A 12,872-nucleotide genomic window follows, 5' to 3' on the forward strand; every position below is an offset into this window, starting at 1 on the left:
TCGGCGAATCAGAGCCCGCACTTGGCGAACAGCACGTCCGCGTGATCGCGGTCGAGTTCCCGGACCAGCTCCACCGAGGCCTGCAGCGCCTCGTGCACGACCCCGTACATGTTCGCCGGGTTCCAGTTGATCGACATGGCTTTGGGCCCGACCACCAGGAACGGCAGCCCGTCCACCGTCGGCAGCTCCGAGGGCGAGGCCGAGCCGGGCATGATCAGCGCGCCGGGCAGCGAGAAGTTGAACCGCAGGTGGTCGTGCATGTCCTGGGTGCCGTAGTCGTCCTCGGTGAGGTCGCGGTTGCCCGCGTAGCGGACCATCGCGGCGTCGATGGGCTCGGCGTCGAGGTAGCCGGGTCCGGCATACCGCAGCAGGGCGTCCTGGAGCAGCGCGTAGCAGTGGTAGAGGCGGTCGCGGACGCCGACCATGCGGAACTGGAAGGCGCGCCGGTTCTTCGCGTCGAGCACCAGCAGGTCCGCGTCGTCGTGCAGGGTGAAGACCTCGCGCAGGAACCACGGGACGCGGCCGGCGTTCTCCAGCTCGTCCAGCCGGGCCATCAGCTCCGGGCGGTTGCGCCAGCGCTTGCGGGTCCCCACCGAGCGGCACAGCATCGTCATGGTCGCCATGAACGTCAGCTCGCCGGCGGCGCGGACCATCTCATTGCCCTGATTCCGCTCGTCGGCGAGCGCGTCGAGCTGCTGGAGGAACAGCTCCAGGGTGGCGTCGATGGCGGCGCCGGCGTCGGCACCGCGTTCGACCAGCGTGCCGCACATCAGCGCCAGCACAGAGGTGTGGAATATGTCCCCGCCCGGCATGAGGTTGCGCAGCGAGACCACGTTGGCCGTCAGCTCGGCAGGATCCTGCGACTCCATCAGCTCGGAGACCTCCACCCCGGCGTCCGGCGGCAGGAACAGCCCCTGGCCGTCGCTCAGCGCCTCGATTTCCGCCGCGGTGGTCCGCTCCCGCACGAATGCGGCCAACGCTTCCAGCACTGTGGATTCCCCCATTTTCGCATCCAGGTTCGAACGGCAACTGTACCAAGGACCTGTTATGGGGTGCGGGGGTGTAACTCCGATGCGTATTCGTATTCGAAGGTACTACCCACTCACGGGAGGGTTCCCATGCAGTTCAGATCTGTGGCTGTTTTCCTGGCCACCGGCGCCGCGGTGCTGGCGACGAGCGTGTTCACCGGCGCGGCCGCTTACGCGAAGGGCGGCGGCGGGGGCGGAGGAGGTGGCGGCGGTGGCGGCCGGCCCTGCGGCCAGGGGGTGATGACGAGCGGGACCGGCACGCTCGGCACCGGCTGGACGCTCAAGTCGAAGTACGACGACGACGGACCGGGCCTGGTCGCCGGCGAGGAGTTCGAGATCAACACCGAGGCCGCGGGCCAGCACTGGACCGTCGTGCTGTCCGACAACAAGCAGGCGTTCTTCACCAACGACGACGACGTCTCAACCGCCACCGGCATCAACGAGACGCACCCGAACCACGTCCTGCACGGCACGACCAACGTGATGAGCGCGCACGCGGTCTCCCACGAGACCGGCGAGGTCATCGACGGCTCGGTCTCCCTGCCGGTGGCGCCGGCGCAGTGCGCGCCGGGCTCGCCCTGATGCCTGGGGCGTGACCCTGGTGCGTGATCCGGGTGGGTCACCCGGAGCGCCACCTGTGTGAGGCAAGGCCGCGGCAACGGCTGTGCCCGGCAGAGCGCGAGCCCTGCCGGGCACTGAATATTCATCCGATATTCGGCAACTTTATGAGAGAATCGGGGTGTGATCACCGACGCCCCGACCCCCGAATCGGCGCTCAGCGCGCCGCCGCCGCCCGCGGATCTGTACGCGGTCCCGCGGCGATCAGGGATGCTGGCGACCGCGGGGCTGCTCGCGACCACGGCGGTGTGGGGATCGACGTTCCTGGTCGTGAAGGACGCGATCGTCTCGGTGCCTGTCCTGGACTTCCTCGGACTGCGCTTCGCCGTGGCGTGCGTGGCGATGCTCGCGGTGCGCCCGCGCGCGCTGGCGGCGCTGGGACGCAGCGGCTGGCGGCACGGGGTGCTGCTCGGGCTGGTGCTGGCCGGCGGATACACGGCGCAGACGTTCGGGCTGCAAACCGCCTCGGCGTCGGTGTCGGGCTTCATCACCGGGCTGTTCGTGGTGTTCACGCCGCTGATCGGCGCGGTGGTGCTGCGGCGAAGGGTGCCGCCGACGGTGTGGGTGGCGGTGGTCCTGGCGACGGTCGGACTCGGACTGATCGCCTTGCATGGCTTGTCGATAGGACGCGGGGAGCTGCTGACGGTCGGCGGCGCGTTCTTCTTCGCCCTGCACATCGTGGGCTTGGGCGAGTGGTCGCACCGGCACGACGCGTACGCCCTTGCGGTGGTGCAGATCGGGACGGTCGCGGCGGTCTCGCTGCTGCTGGCGCTGGCCGGCGACACCGAGCACGGCAGGCACACGCTGACGCTGCCGCCGGACACCGCGGGCTGGGCCGCGGTCGGCGTGACGGCGCTGCTGGGAACGGCGGCGGGCTTCTTCCTGCAGACCTGGTCGCAGGCCCGGATGCCGGCGACGCGCGCCGCGGTCGTGCTGACGATGGAGCCGGTGTTCGCCGGCGTGACCGGCGTGCTGGCAGGCGAGACGCTGGCCGTCCGCGGCTGGATCGGCGCGGCGCTGGTCCTGGCGGCGATGTACGCGGTGGAGCTGGGACCTCGGCGCCAGAGGTAGGGACAAGCGCGGAATCGGTTGTAGGGCACCAGATCGCTCGCCTACCCGCTCACCTACGTGCTCAGCTATCCGCTCGCCCGACCACGAGCCCTGATCCCCGAGCCACCCCGATTACCAGACCTCGCCTCGCCTCGCCTCGCCTCGCCTTGTCTCGCCCCGCCCTCATCCGTCCGCCGCGAGCTCCGCCCGAGCGATCTCCGCGTCGTACTCCCCCGCGTCGAAACGGAACTCCGGGAGCACCGGCGCGGGACCGTTCAGATCGCGCCAGCCGGCCCACACCACGTGCTCGCCGTCCAGGCGGATGGTCACGGCCAGCGCACCGCAGCACTCCGGTGCGCAGTCCGCCTCGGCCAGGACCACCTCGCGCGGTTCGGGGGCGGCGCGCAGTTCGCCGTTCGGCCGGAGCAGGACCTCCGGCGGCAGGCCGGGGCCGGAGACGAACGACTCGCGGATCATGTCGCGGCCGTCGATCACCGGACGGACGGCTGCCTCGACGCCCCAGTGCGCCGACGCGCCGATCTCGATCTGGATCCTGCTCAGCCCCGTCGCCATGTCCTGATTCTGACACTCCGCCCCCGCCCGGCGCGCGCAGGTGCCTCAGCCGTCGTTCTTGTCCTCGCCGGGGAAGTCCTTGTCCGGGAGGTCGTTGCCGGGCAGATCGTTGTCGTTCTCGGCGTCGTCCTCGCCGCGGCCGAGCGAGTCCACCTCGACCTCGAGCCCGAGGCGCTCGGCCAGCCAGCCGTTGAAGCCGATCGAGGCCTGCACCCAGTTCATGACGCTGGAGACGAAGTAGTCGACGTTCACGCCCTGCGGCACGACCATCTGCGACTCGCCGACGAGGCGCAGCACGCCCTCCTCGTTGGTGTGCGTGTAGACCTTCGGCCACAGCGAGTCCCGGTTCCACTCGTCGATGACGTCGAGCAGTTCCTGCTTCTCCTCCAGCGGGTACGCGCGCTCGTAGAAGGCGCGCACCGCGAACAGCTCCTTGTTCTCGCCGCGGAACATGGCGTAGACGCGGAAGCCCGGCCAGGAGGCGACGATGTCGCCCTCGTCATCGGTGCCGTACTTGATCCCCACCTGCTCGAACAGGTCGCCGATCAGGTTCGGGTCCGGCTTGATGATCGGCGGCGGGCCCTGCGGCGGCTGCTGCGGGCCGAAGTTGGGGATGGCTCCCGGGTCGATGGTCATGCGTTGTCCTCAGCGGCAGATTCAGAAGTTGGCTCTTCCATCCTGTCATCACCGGGCCGCGAGGCTGTACTCCAGGCGACACGCGCCCCACGCGGTGCTGTCGGCATTGTGGCCGAGGCGCCGCCGGGATCGGCCGCCTGTCGCCTGATGTTCACCCGATGGCTGCCTTCGCCGGAGCCCGGCCGACCCGGCGTCCACCCGGATCAATCCCCGTCAATCACCGCTACCACCAGCAGCGCTTTCCGAGCCGGCAGCGCCGCCACCGGCGCCGCCACCCTCAGCCGCGGGCTCGTTCCCCAGCCCCGACCCGGCGAACAAGTACTCCACCAGCTTCGCCAGCGCCGGCAGCGCCGCGGCGACCGCGTCCTGCTCCGGCAGCTCCAGCCGCTCCAGCGCGGCGCCGATGCGCCGCTGGTGCGCGGCCTGCCAGTCGGCCAGCTGGCGGCGTCCGGCCTCGGTCAGCTCCACCACCGCCACCCGGCGGTCGTCGGCGTGCGTGCCGCGCACCACCAGGCCGGCGGTCATCAGCTGGCCGATCAGGCCGCTGACCGTCGAGGTGGACAGCCGCTGGCGCGCGGCCAGGTCGCCGACCCGGGCCGGCGAGCGGTCGCTGAGCGACTGCATCAGCTCGATCTGCGCCATCGGCAGCGCCTCCCACGGGTACTCCGTGCGGATCGACGTGCGCAGCGCGCGCCGCAGCCGCGTCACCACATCGGTGAGCTGCTGCGCGGTCGCGTCAGGGGTGGCGGGCGGGGTCTGCGGGGTCTGCGGCACCGGCGTTGGCATGCCCAGACCTTAGAAGACGGGAGCCCGGTTGCGCCTGCCCCTCCACACGGTTGAGACACAGTGTCGGGGTTCCGAACATTTCGGTGTCCGAAACTTTCGGAGTACGCTGGAATCCGTGAACGTCCTCCTTCGCGAGCGACCGCGACCGGACCGCATACGCGACCTCCCCTCGGCCTGGCGGCTGGCGATCCTGACGGTCTGCTTCGGCGCCTTCATGGGCCAGCTCGACGCCTCGATCACCACGCTCGCCTACCCGGCCCTGCGCACCGGCTTCCATGCCTCGCTGGCGGCGGTCTCCTGGGTCTCCCTGTCCTACCTGCTGACGCTCACCGTCCTGCTGGTCCCGACCGGACGCCTGTCGGACGCGTTCGGCCGCAAGCTCTTCTACGTCTACGGCTTCGGCGTGTTCACCGCCGCCTCGGCCGCCTGCGCGCTGGCGCCCAGCCTGGACGCCCTCATCGCCTTCCGCGTCGTCCAGGCGCTCGGCGCGGCGATGCTCCAGGCCAACAGCATCGCGCTGATCTCCAACGCCGCCCCGCGCGAGAAGCTGCGCCAGGCCCTGGGCATCCAGGCCGCGGCGCAGGCGCTCGGCCTCGGACTGGGTCCGGCGGTCGGCGGCCTGCTGGTGGACACCCTCGGCTGGCGCTGGATCTTCGGGGTGAACGTCCCGGTCGGGGTGGTGGCCCTGGTCGGCGGCGTCTTCCTGCTCCCGTGCACCCGCGAGCGCAACCCGGGTATCAAGCCCGACCTGGCGCCGCTGAGGCTGCACGCCGTGCGCTGGGGTCTGCTCGGCGCGGCCGGCGGCTACCTGGTCCTGTTCGGGCCGCTGGTGCTGGTGCCGGTCATCATGGCCGCGCGCGGCGCCGGCGCGCTGTCCTCCGGGCTGGTGCTGACCACGCTGCCGGTCGGGTTCGCCCTCGGCGCGTCGTTCCTGAAGTGCCGGGCCGGCGTCGGGCTGGGCCTGGCCGTCGCCGCTCTGGCCGGACTGCTGGTGCTGCCCTTCGAGCCGGTGGTCCTGGTCCCGCTGCTCGGCGTCCTGGGCCTGGGCCTGGGCGCCTACGCCCCGGCGAACAACGCACAGGTGATGGCGGCGGTCGCGCAGAAGGAGTCGGGGGTCGTCAGTGGGCTGCTGAACACCGCGCGCAGCCTGGGGACCTCTGGCGGCGTGTACCTAGTGACGTCCGCTATAGCGCTCGCGAACCACAGCAGCGGACGCGGATCGCGCTATGCGTTCGCCGGACTATTGATCGTCTGCCTGCTCACCCTCGCCGTGTCGGTACGTCCGAGCCCGCACGCGGTCCCGGACGAACTCGTCGACAAGTTCCCATCCCCACTCGGGCCGCAGATCGGGCCGCTTGTGCGGGGTGACGATCAGCAGCGCGTCGGAGACCTGCGCCAGCTGCCACGCCAGAAGCGGCAGCCGCGAGAGGTCGGCCAGGTGGAGCGCGAAGCTGCACACAGTCAGTGAGTAGTGGCGGCCGGCCAAGGCGCCGGCGGCCACGTCCTCGAAGCTCAACTCTTCTGCGGGGATCCCTATAGCGGCGCTATATGCGGCGGCCGTATAGGGATCCACTCCGTCGATCCGTCCTGGATCTGCACCCATCGCCAACAGCGCACGCGTCGCCTCGCCGCTGCCACAGGCCAGGTCCAGTACGTGACCCAGCTCTAGGGAGTTCCGCTCCACGCTGTCACGGATGACGGCACGTACTGCGTCCTCATGAGGGTTCCGGTACTCAGAGCCGAACCGCTTGTAGTACTCCTCCGCCCCGAACTCTTCATAGGCGCCGCGGATGGAGGACATACAGATCACGATAGGTCGCGCAGCTCCTTGGCCGCTCGTGCCACCTCCCCAAGCACGCGCGGAGTGAACTCGAAGACCGCTTGGTCGCCCTTGAACGGCACGTCCGGGGACCAGGTGAAGCGCAGCTCATAGCCGGAGCGTTTGCGTCCCCCCATCCGCGCCAGCGCCGCGCACACCTCCTTGGCGAGCGTGGGGCGGGTCGCGCGGTAGCCGTTCACTATGGGGAAGTACGCCTGTGACTCGTTGTCCCCTATGGCGGCCCGGAACGCGCCCAGGACGCCCTCGTACATCGTCCGCGTCACCTTGCGCTCCACCGGCTCCCCCACGTCCGGAGTGAGGACGGTGCGCACCGTGAGCACCGGCACGCCGGTCCGCGAGTACCCGACCTCCGCCCCGCGCACGAAGTCCCAGGCGTGTTTGGCGTCCACGGCGCGCGCCGCAGCCAGCGCCAGATCGCGCAGACCGGTCATCGCCGGTGCCAGATCGGCCAGGGAGAACTCGTTGAGGCGCACGTACAGCACGTCCGCCCACTTCAGGTCCAGGTCGCCGAGCACCGAGTCCGCGTCGCGCTGCTCGGCGCTCGCGACGGTTTCCAACAGGTCGGTCATGCGCAGCGGGTAGTCGCGCAGCCGCTGGTCCAGCGGCACCAGCACCTCGTACGGGTGCGGGTTGGCGACCCCCGGCGGCGGGTCCAGCTCCCAGATCTGGCCGCGGCCGTAGTCGCGGCCTCTGCGCCAGCCCGTCGCTGCCAGATAGCGGAGTACGTCATCCGGCCGGAGCCTGGCGGCCCGGCCGGTGGCGGAAGTCGGGGCGGTCATCGCGCGAGCATCTCCCGGAACTCGTCGCCGAACAGCCCGTGGAGGGCCCTGATATCTAGCAGATTGGCACGGGGGACGCGCACTGTATACGTGGATGACCTGTTTCTTCCGGGCAACGGGAGCGCGTCGTGGAAACACGCCCAATACGCCGCGTGCCGAAGGATTAGCCGGTCCGGGGTGATGTCGGTCCACGCCGCCGAAGCGCGCGGGACGACGACCAGGAACAGGAAGCGGGGCACCAGGTAGTCGCGGCCGGCGAGCCAGTTGAAGTTCTTCACCTCCAGCGGGTAGCGCCAGGCGACGTCGTTTCCGCGCGGGTCGGACCAGGACTTCACCTGAGCGTCTATGAGGGGGAACCCGCGGCGGCCGTTCACCGCGGGATAGCGCAGCGTCCAATCCACCCCGACCCGGTCGCGGTCGGAGCGCAGGGCGTCGAGGTTGGCCGCGGCGGCCAGGGCTCTGATGAACGTCTCACCGAAGTCGCCCTGGTGTCCGGAATCGCCGAGGGTCAGGGGGCGTCCGGCACCCCCGGTCTTGTTCTCGTTGGCCTGGAACCCTTGATCGATCGTCCCCGTCATGGTTTCCCTTATACGCACTCTCATCAGGGTTGTCGGGTCCTGATACAAGAGTAACCTGGACTATCCGTCATCGACAGGTCACTTAGCGTTGACTCCGGGTGAACATCTCCGGTGATCCGCGTGAGCGGGATGATCGAGCGGGTCCGACAAGCTCCGACAGGTAATGTCCGCCAGATAGCAGATGCCCGATATGTTCCGGTATTACTCCTCTTGAGGGATACCAGCGTGCTCAGAACGCTGCGGCGGCATCCAGGTCCGGCTGCCACGCCTTCGCGGCGGCGCCCGGCAGCGCTTCGAACGGCTCCAGCGAACCCTGCTTCCAGGTCCCGACGACCCGTCCGGCGTCGAGCATGGTCGCCGCGATCATCCCGCCGCCGGCGTTGACGCGCTTGGCGAAGGCGGGGTCCAGGATCAGGTCGCGGGAGCGGTGCCCCAGCAGGTAGGGGTCGAAGCGCGCCAGGAGGCGCTGCGGGCGCTCCGGCGGCGCGGGCTCGATACCGCGCGGCAGGAGCAGGCGGAGGCCGTCGTGGTCGGCTTCCTCAAGGGTGTCGCGGACGAGGGCGACCGCTGCCTTGGCGTCGGCGGCGGACAGGCCGGACCATGCGGCGAAGTCGGCGGTGGTCGCGGGGGCGTAGGCGGCGAAGTAGCGGGTGGCGAGGCGGGTCAGGGCGGTGTCGCGGTCGGGGGACTCCGTTTCAGACTTCAGCCACCTGTCGAGCAGCACATAGGTCGGCTCATCGCGTGCGGCATCCGGACCGCGGCAGATCAGCGCGCTGTTCGCCGCGAAGGCAAGCAGATGCGGCGGCTGCTGGCTCTTGAGCTCGACGGCGATCCCGTGTCCGGCGAGCTCGGCGACGATCTCGGCGCGCGTCAGAGCCCTGTCACCGGCAAGGATCTTCGGCAGCGCGTCCATGGCGCGGGCGCACAGCTCGTCGGTGAGCCCGAGCTGCTCGCGCCTGCGCCGATCGGCACGCAGGTTCACAGGACCGACCACCGCTAGGAACGGCCGCAGGTCGTCGGCGGCGACCAGGTGGATCGTGCCGCGCATGAGCCAGGTGCGGACGACCGCCGCCTCGGCGACGGCGGTGTCGACGTCGGCGGCGCGCAAGCCGTGCGTCCGCGACCAGATCTGGAGACGGGCCGGACCGGCCGCCTGCGCCTGGACCGCAGCGGCGGCGCGGACGGCGTCGGGCACGGTGCGGCGCGCGGCGTCCGCGTCGCCTGCCAGGCCCTGCGCGCGCACCCGCAGCCACCGCATCTGGTCCGCACTCAAGCTCCGCATGGCCCGAAGATAGCCCCGGTGCCGTTCAGGATGTCAAAAGTCCTTGGTTGGCGTTCATGCCCTGGAGCTGGACGTACTGGTCGGCGCCTCCGCCGGTCACCTGTCCGGGCAAGGGGTTCGAGAGCGTGCAGCCGGGGCAGTCCGGGTTGGGCTGGTTGCCCCCTTTCCAGGCCCGGGCTTGTGTTCCGGCTGCTGAGCCGGGCAGCCCGAAGCCGATCGGCTCCTGGTTCTGATACAGCACGCCGCCGGTCGGCGACCCGTCGGCACCGGTGCCCTGCGCGGGAGGCGGAAAGGCGGGCATGGAGCCCTGCCAGCGTGCGGCCGCGACCGTGTCGAAGCGGAACGGGCCCGAGCAGTCGGCGCATCTCTCGAGCGTCATGGTCATCGGCTGATGCCAGGTGTCGAGGACGTCGCCGTTCGGCATCTGCAGGGTTCCGGAGCCGGCGTCGCCCTCCTCCGGGAGAGCCAGCGTGATCGCGCCGAACAGCGGATGGGACGCCTGCAGCGTGAAGGCCAGGGTCTGGTAGCCGACCTGCCCGTCGCCGACACTGGTGATCTTGAGGGTGCGCGAACCAAGGAAGTTCAGCGTCGGCAACGGCGGCGGAAGGTTCACCATCATGGTCGCGCCGAAGACGTTGAGGCTCAGGTCGAAGGTCTGCCCGACGTCGGGCAGCGACGCGGCGCGCGCCCGCGCGGCGGCGCCGAACAAGCCGACCCCCGCCACCGCGACGGCAGAGCTGAGGAGCCGGCGTCGGCTCAGGGACGATGTCATGCCCGCAGTCTCATAGCGCGGCGGCATAAGACCCGGCAGGGACACGACTTGATCAACCGTAAGGGTGAGCGCCGCGGCACAGATCGAGCCGCCGCCCGCAGCGGCTCCCCGCTCACGCCATCGCTGATCTCTGCGCCGCCATCGCCATCGCCATCGCCATCGCCATCGCCATCGCCATCGCCATCGCCATCGCCATCGCCATCGCCATCGCCATCAGCACGCTAAGCCGCCGCCCGAGCGGGCTCAACTACCGCCACCACCGCGCGCAGGTCGCCGCCTCCAGCGCCCTCAAACCGCGACCCGCGCCCTGCTCCGCCCTCCCCCAGCCGCCTTGTACTCCGCCGTCAGCCGCACCGAGGCGTCCTCGGGCAGCCGGCGCACGGCCTCGCGGAACGTCACCCCCGCCAGCCGGTCCAGCCGCGTCGTGACCCAGGCGGCGACCCAGGTCGGGTCCTTGTACGCGATCTCGCGCAGCACCCAGCCGATCGCCTTGCGGATGAAGAACTCGCGCTCCTCGACCATCGGGTCGGCGTAGCGGGTGAAGCGGACCAGGTCCGGCTTGCCCTCGCGGATCGCCGGGATGAGGGCGAGCAGGGAGGCGCGGCGCAGCCAGAAGTCGCCGTCGCCGGCCCACAGGTCCAGGGTGCGGGAGGTGCCCTCGCGGTCGCGCAGCACGATCTTGCCCGCGACGTCGCCGCTGAGCGGATCGACCAGCGACCACATCGGCGCGTCGCGGAGCATCAGGGTCAGGTCCTGCAGGTCCGCCGCGGTGAGCAGGCGAACGCCCTGCGCCAGCACGAAGACCGCCGCGAGCCTGCGCTCGTAGATGTCGGTGTCCCACAGCGCCGCGGCCAGGCCGGTGACGTCGTCGTGGGTCGCGCGCCGGCCGCCGATCTCCTTGTACATGTCCTTCACCAGCTTGCGGAGGTCCGGCACCGGGACGCCCATGTGAGCGAACTCACTCTTGTGGTACTGCTGGTCGTAGGTGGCGCGGGCCGCGGTGCCGAGGCCGTCCAGGTCGCGGTCGAGCCCGGACACGAGGGCGGGGATCGGGGTGGTCGTCGCATCTGTCACGCGGTGAGCCTAACGATCGCCCGACCCGATCCGGCGGCATCCACTGCGCCGTTCGGGCAGGATGGACGATCAGTGTTCACCGTCAGGAGGGACGACCATGCGCATCAGGACGCTGCTCGGCACGACCGCGGCGGCCGCGGCGGCGCTCGCGATGGTGGCCGGATGCGGCGGCTCGAAGGGGTCCTCCGCCAAGGCGCAAGCTGCTGCCAACGCGGCGACCGCGAGCACGGCGCCGACGACCCCCGCGCCCCCGACGACCCCCACGGCGCCCGCATCGCCCACCGCGAGCCCCCCGAGCGCCTCCACCGCGCCCTCCACCTCCAGCGCTCGCCTGGCGCCAGCCCTGATCCAGTTGTCGGACCTCCCAGAAGGCTTCCGCTCCGAAGGCCTCACGCAGCGCAATCTCCCCTCGCTCATCAAGGGCTGCGCGGGCCTGGAAGTACTTCAGCAGTCGAACATCGGCGACCAGGCGCAGGCCGAGTGGACCAAGGGCGCCCTGGACGACTACGTGGACGAAGCGATCATCGAGCCCAAGGGCGAGACCGCAGCGAGCCTGGTGGCCAAGGCGGCGAGCGCCCTGAACTCCTGCGGCGCGGTGAAGGTCACCGAGGAAGGCCTGTCGGTCACCCTGCACGCCACCCCGCTGAGCCTGCCGAAGGTCGGTGACGCCTCGCACGCCTGGCACACCTCCGCGACGTTCGGCATCGCCTCGATGGAGATGAACGTCGTCCTCATGCAGCAGGGCAACCTGGTCGTGCTCATCGCGCAGACCCGCGTCGACGGACACACCAACGACCCGCTGACGCTGTCGGCGTCCCAAGCCGCCGCCAAGCGCGCCGCAGACTTCCAGAAGCACTAGCGCCGCGACGCCGTGGACGACACCCACCCGTACGAGTCACCCAGCGCAGGTCGACCCGGGCACCCTCTGGCGCCACGCCCTACGATCAAGGCATGCCCTCCAAGCCCGAGCCCAAGAAGCGGCCTCTGCACCTGATCGGCGAACCCGCGGCGCCGGTGCCGATCGACACCGAGTCGTTCTTCGGCCTGGACTCCATAGAGGACCCGCTGCAGCTGCTCTCGCGCAGCACCGAGTTGGCCGACGCCTTCCGCGCCTCGGCCGGGCGCGCCGAGCACTACCAGGCGGTGGCGGCGGCGCGGCTCACCGATCCGCGGCGCTTCGACCGCATGCCGGTCGCGGACCTGGCGCTGCTGACCGGGTGGACCGAGGAGTACGCGACGAAGATGGCCGAGTTCGGCCGCACGCTGCTGGACAAGGGCGCGCCCTGGGAGTGAGCGGCGGTGAGCCGGGTTACATAGGCAAACTATATAGATGGACGGCACAATCATGGGCGTGGACCAGAACCCGGCCGCGGTGGGCGAACTCTTCGAGACCGTCACGGTGCTGATGATGCGGCATGTGCCGGCTCCGGACGGGCTCAGCCTCACCGCCGCGGCCACCCTCAGCTCCCTGCGACGGCGCGGTCCGCAGCGCATCACCTCGCTGGCCGTCTCCCAAGGCGTGACCCAGCCGTCGATGACGCAGCTGCTGCGCCGCCTGGAGGACGCCGGACTGGTGGTCAGGGTCGCCGACCCCACCGACGGCCGCGTGGTGCTCGTGGAGCTCACCGCCGCCGGCGAGGAGACGCTGCGCACCCGGTGGAACACACGCCTGGCACACCTGGACAAGGTGCTCGAGACGCTGACCGCCGAGGAGCGGGCGACGCTGCAACGCGCCGCCGAGCAAGCCCTTCCGGTGGCGCAGAAGCTGGTCAACAGCCTCGCCGCGCGCTACTGAGGTCGAGGACCGGCAGGCGGACGCGCTGGCCGAAGAACTCGGCTCCGCCTCCTGACAGATG

16 protein-coding genes are annotated in these 12,872 nt (G+C 70.5%); 6 read left to right on the forward strand and 10 right to left on the reverse strand.

Annotation, left to right across the window (positions count from 1 at the left end; genetic code table 11):
• Window positions 1–8 precede the first annotated feature (8 nt).
• Window positions 9–1,004, reverse strand: coding sequence for a hypothetical protein (locus CACI_RS29745; RefSeq protein ID WP_015794590.1), 996 nt, complete (start codon window positions 1,002–1,004; stop codon window positions 9–11).
• Window positions 1,005–1,118: 114 nt separating this feature from the next.
• Here CACI_RS29745 and CACI_RS29750 point away from each other — a divergent pair, with 114 nt between their 5' ends.
• The gene (locus CACI_RS29750) at window positions 1,119–1,610 is read left to right on the forward strand and encodes a hypothetical protein (RefSeq protein ID WP_015794591.1); all 492 of its coding nucleotides are present in this window, start codon (window positions 1,119–1,121) and stop codon (window positions 1,608–1,610) included.
• A gap of 159 nt (window positions 1,611–1,769) precedes the next feature.
• Window positions 1,770–2,717 (forward strand): DMT family transporter, encoded by a 948-nt coding sequence (locus CACI_RS29755; protein WP_015794592.1) that lies wholly within the window; start codon window positions 1,770–1,772, stop codon window positions 2,715–2,717.
• A 162-nt stretch (window positions 2,718–2,879) separates the two neighbouring features.
• Here the strand turns inward: CACI_RS29755 and CACI_RS29760 are convergent, their stop codons facing one another.
• The 3 genes from CACI_RS29760 to CACI_RS29770 all read right to left on the reverse strand — a co-directional run bounded on the left by CACI_RS29760 (window position 2,880) and on the right by CACI_RS29770 (window position 4,691).
• Complete coding sequence (locus CACI_RS29760) at window positions 2,880–3,269, reverse strand: hypothetical protein (protein WP_015794593.1); 390 nt, start codon at window positions 3,267–3,269, stop codon at window positions 2,880–2,882.
• A 45-nt stretch (window positions 3,270–3,314) separates the two neighbouring features.
• On the reverse strand, window positions 3,315–3,905 hold the full coding sequence (locus CACI_RS29765; RefSeq protein ID WP_015794594.1) for a type III secretion system chaperone family protein: 591 nt from the start codon (window positions 3,903–3,905) through the stop codon (window positions 3,315–3,317).
• 213 nt (window positions 3,906–4,118) lie between these two features.
• On the reverse strand, window positions 4,119–4,691 hold the full coding sequence (locus CACI_RS29770) for a MarR family winged helix-turn-helix transcriptional regulator (RefSeq protein ID WP_015794595.1): 573 nt from the start codon (window positions 4,689–4,691) through the stop codon (window positions 4,119–4,121).
• A gap of 115 nt (window positions 4,692–4,806) precedes the next feature.
• Between CACI_RS29770 and CACI_RS29775 the strand changes: the two genes are divergently transcribed.
• On the forward strand, window positions 4,807–6,159 hold the full coding sequence (locus CACI_RS29775) for an MFS transporter (RefSeq protein ID WP_015794596.1): 1,353 nt from the start codon (window positions 4,807–4,809) through the stop codon (window positions 6,157–6,159).
• Window positions 6,160–6,497: 338 nt separating this feature from the next.
• Here the strand turns inward: CACI_RS29775 and CACI_RS29780 are convergent, their stop codons facing one another.
• The 6 genes from CACI_RS29780 to CACI_RS29800 all read right to left on the reverse strand — a co-directional run bounded on the left by CACI_RS29780 (window position 6,498) and on the right by CACI_RS29800 (window position 11,016).
• Window positions 6,498–7,310, reverse strand: coding sequence for a hypothetical protein (locus CACI_RS29780; RefSeq protein WP_015794597.1), 813 nt, complete (start codon window positions 7,308–7,310; stop codon window positions 6,498–6,500).
• Window positions 7,307–7,888 (reverse strand): DUF4365 domain-containing protein, encoded by a 582-nt coding sequence (locus CACI_RS29785; RefSeq protein ID WP_015794598.1) that lies wholly within the window; start codon window positions 7,886–7,888, stop codon window positions 7,307–7,309. The genes CACI_RS29780 and CACI_RS29785 overlap by 4 nt, the downstream gene beginning before the upstream one ends.
• Window positions 7,889–8,117: 229 nt before the next feature.
• Entirely contained in the window at window positions 8,118–9,170 is a 1,053-nt protein-coding gene (locus CACI_RS29790; protein WP_041540536.1) for a winged helix DNA-binding domain-containing protein, read from the reverse strand.
• A gap of 25 nt (window positions 9,171–9,195) precedes the next feature.
• On the reverse strand, window positions 9,196–9,942 hold the full coding sequence (locus tag CACI_RS46210; RefSeq protein WP_015794600.1) for a hypothetical protein: 747 nt from the start codon (window positions 9,940–9,942) through the stop codon (window positions 9,196–9,198).
• A gap of 112 nt (window positions 9,943–10,054) precedes the next feature.
• Window positions 10,055–10,189 carry a hypothetical protein gene (locus CACI_RS53685; protein ID WP_263053448.1) on the reverse strand — a complete coding sequence of 45 codons (135 nt, stop codon included), beginning with the start codon at window positions 10,187–10,189 and terminating at the stop codon, window positions 10,055–10,057.
• Window positions 10,190–10,230: 41 nt separating this feature from the next.
• Complete coding sequence (locus tag CACI_RS29800; protein ID WP_015794602.1) at window positions 10,231–11,016, reverse strand: DNA alkylation repair protein; 786 nt, start codon at window positions 11,014–11,016, stop codon at window positions 10,231–10,233.
• 97 nt (window positions 11,017–11,113) lie between these two features.
• Here CACI_RS29800 and CACI_RS51530 point away from each other — a divergent pair, with 97 nt between their 5' ends.
• The 3 genes from CACI_RS51530 (at window position 11,114) to CACI_RS29820 (ending at window position 12,811) form a co-directional block, all read left to right on the forward strand.
• The gene (locus tag CACI_RS51530; protein WP_015794603.1) at window positions 11,114–11,875 is read left to right on the forward strand and encodes a hypothetical protein; all 762 of its coding nucleotides are present in this window, start codon (window positions 11,114–11,116) and stop codon (window positions 11,873–11,875) included.
• Between the two features lie 92 nt (window positions 11,876–11,967).
• Window positions 11,968–12,309, forward strand: coding sequence for a hypothetical protein (locus CACI_RS29815; protein WP_015794604.1), 342 nt, complete (start codon window positions 11,968–11,970; stop codon window positions 12,307–12,309).
• Between the two features lie 37 nt (window positions 12,310–12,346).
• Window positions 12,347–12,811 carry a MarR family winged helix-turn-helix transcriptional regulator gene (locus tag CACI_RS29820; protein WP_085953873.1) on the forward strand — a complete coding sequence of 155 codons (465 nt, stop codon included), beginning with the start codon at window positions 12,347–12,349 and terminating at the stop codon, window positions 12,809–12,811.
• Window positions 12,812–12,872: the final 61 nt, after the last annotated feature.

This window comes from Catenulispora acidiphila DSM 44928 (assembly GCF_000024025.1).
Taxonomy (GTDB): Bacteria; Actinomycetota; Actinomycetes; order Streptomycetales; family Catenulisporaceae; genus Catenulispora; species Catenulispora acidiphila.

Coding starts and splice junctions, on each gene's coding strand:
- CACI_RS29745 (WP_015794590.1), bottom strand. CDS start 1,004: ATGGGGGAATCCACAGTGCTGGAAGCGTTGGCCGCATTCGTGCGGGAG.
- CACI_RS29750 (WP_015794591.1), top strand. CDS start 1,119: ATGCAGTTCAGATCTGTGGCTGTTTTCCTGGCCACCGGCGCCGCGGTG.
- CACI_RS29760 (WP_015794593.1), bottom strand. CDS start 3,269: ATGGCGACGGGGCTGAGCAGGATCCAGATCGAGATCGGCGCGTCGGCG.
- CACI_RS29765 (WP_015794594.1), bottom strand. CDS start 3,905: ATGACCATCGACCCGGGAGCCATCCCCAACTTCGGCCCGCAGCAGCCG.
- CACI_RS29770 (WP_015794595.1), bottom strand. CDS start 4,691: ATGCCAACGCCGGTGCCGCAGACCCCGCAGACCCCGCCCGCCACCCCT.
- CACI_RS29780 (WP_015794597.1), bottom strand. CDS start 7,310: ATGACCGCCCCGACTTCCGCCACCGGCCGGGCCGCCAGGCTCCGGCCG.
- CACI_RS29785 (WP_015794598.1), bottom strand. CDS start 7,888: ATGACGGGGACGATCGATCAAGGGTTCCAGGCCAACGAGAACAAGACC.
- CACI_RS29790 (WP_041540536.1), bottom strand. CDS start 9,170: ATGCGGAGCTTGAGTGCGGACCAGATGCGGTGGCTGCGGGTGCGCGCG.
- CACI_RS46210 (WP_015794600.1), bottom strand. CDS start 9,942: ATGACATCGTCCCTGAGCCGACGCCGGCTCCTCAGCTCTGCCGTCGCG.
- CACI_RS51530 (WP_015794603.1), top strand. CDS start 11,114: ATGCGCATCAGGACGCTGCTCGGCACGACCGCGGCGGCCGCGGCGGCG.
- CACI_RS29815 (WP_015794604.1), top strand. CDS start 11,968: ATGCCCTCCAAGCCCGAGCCCAAGAAGCGGCCTCTGCACCTGATCGGC.
- CACI_RS29820 (WP_085953873.1), top strand. CDS start 12,347: ATGGACGGCACAATCATGGGCGTGGACCAGAACCCGGCCGCGGTGGGC.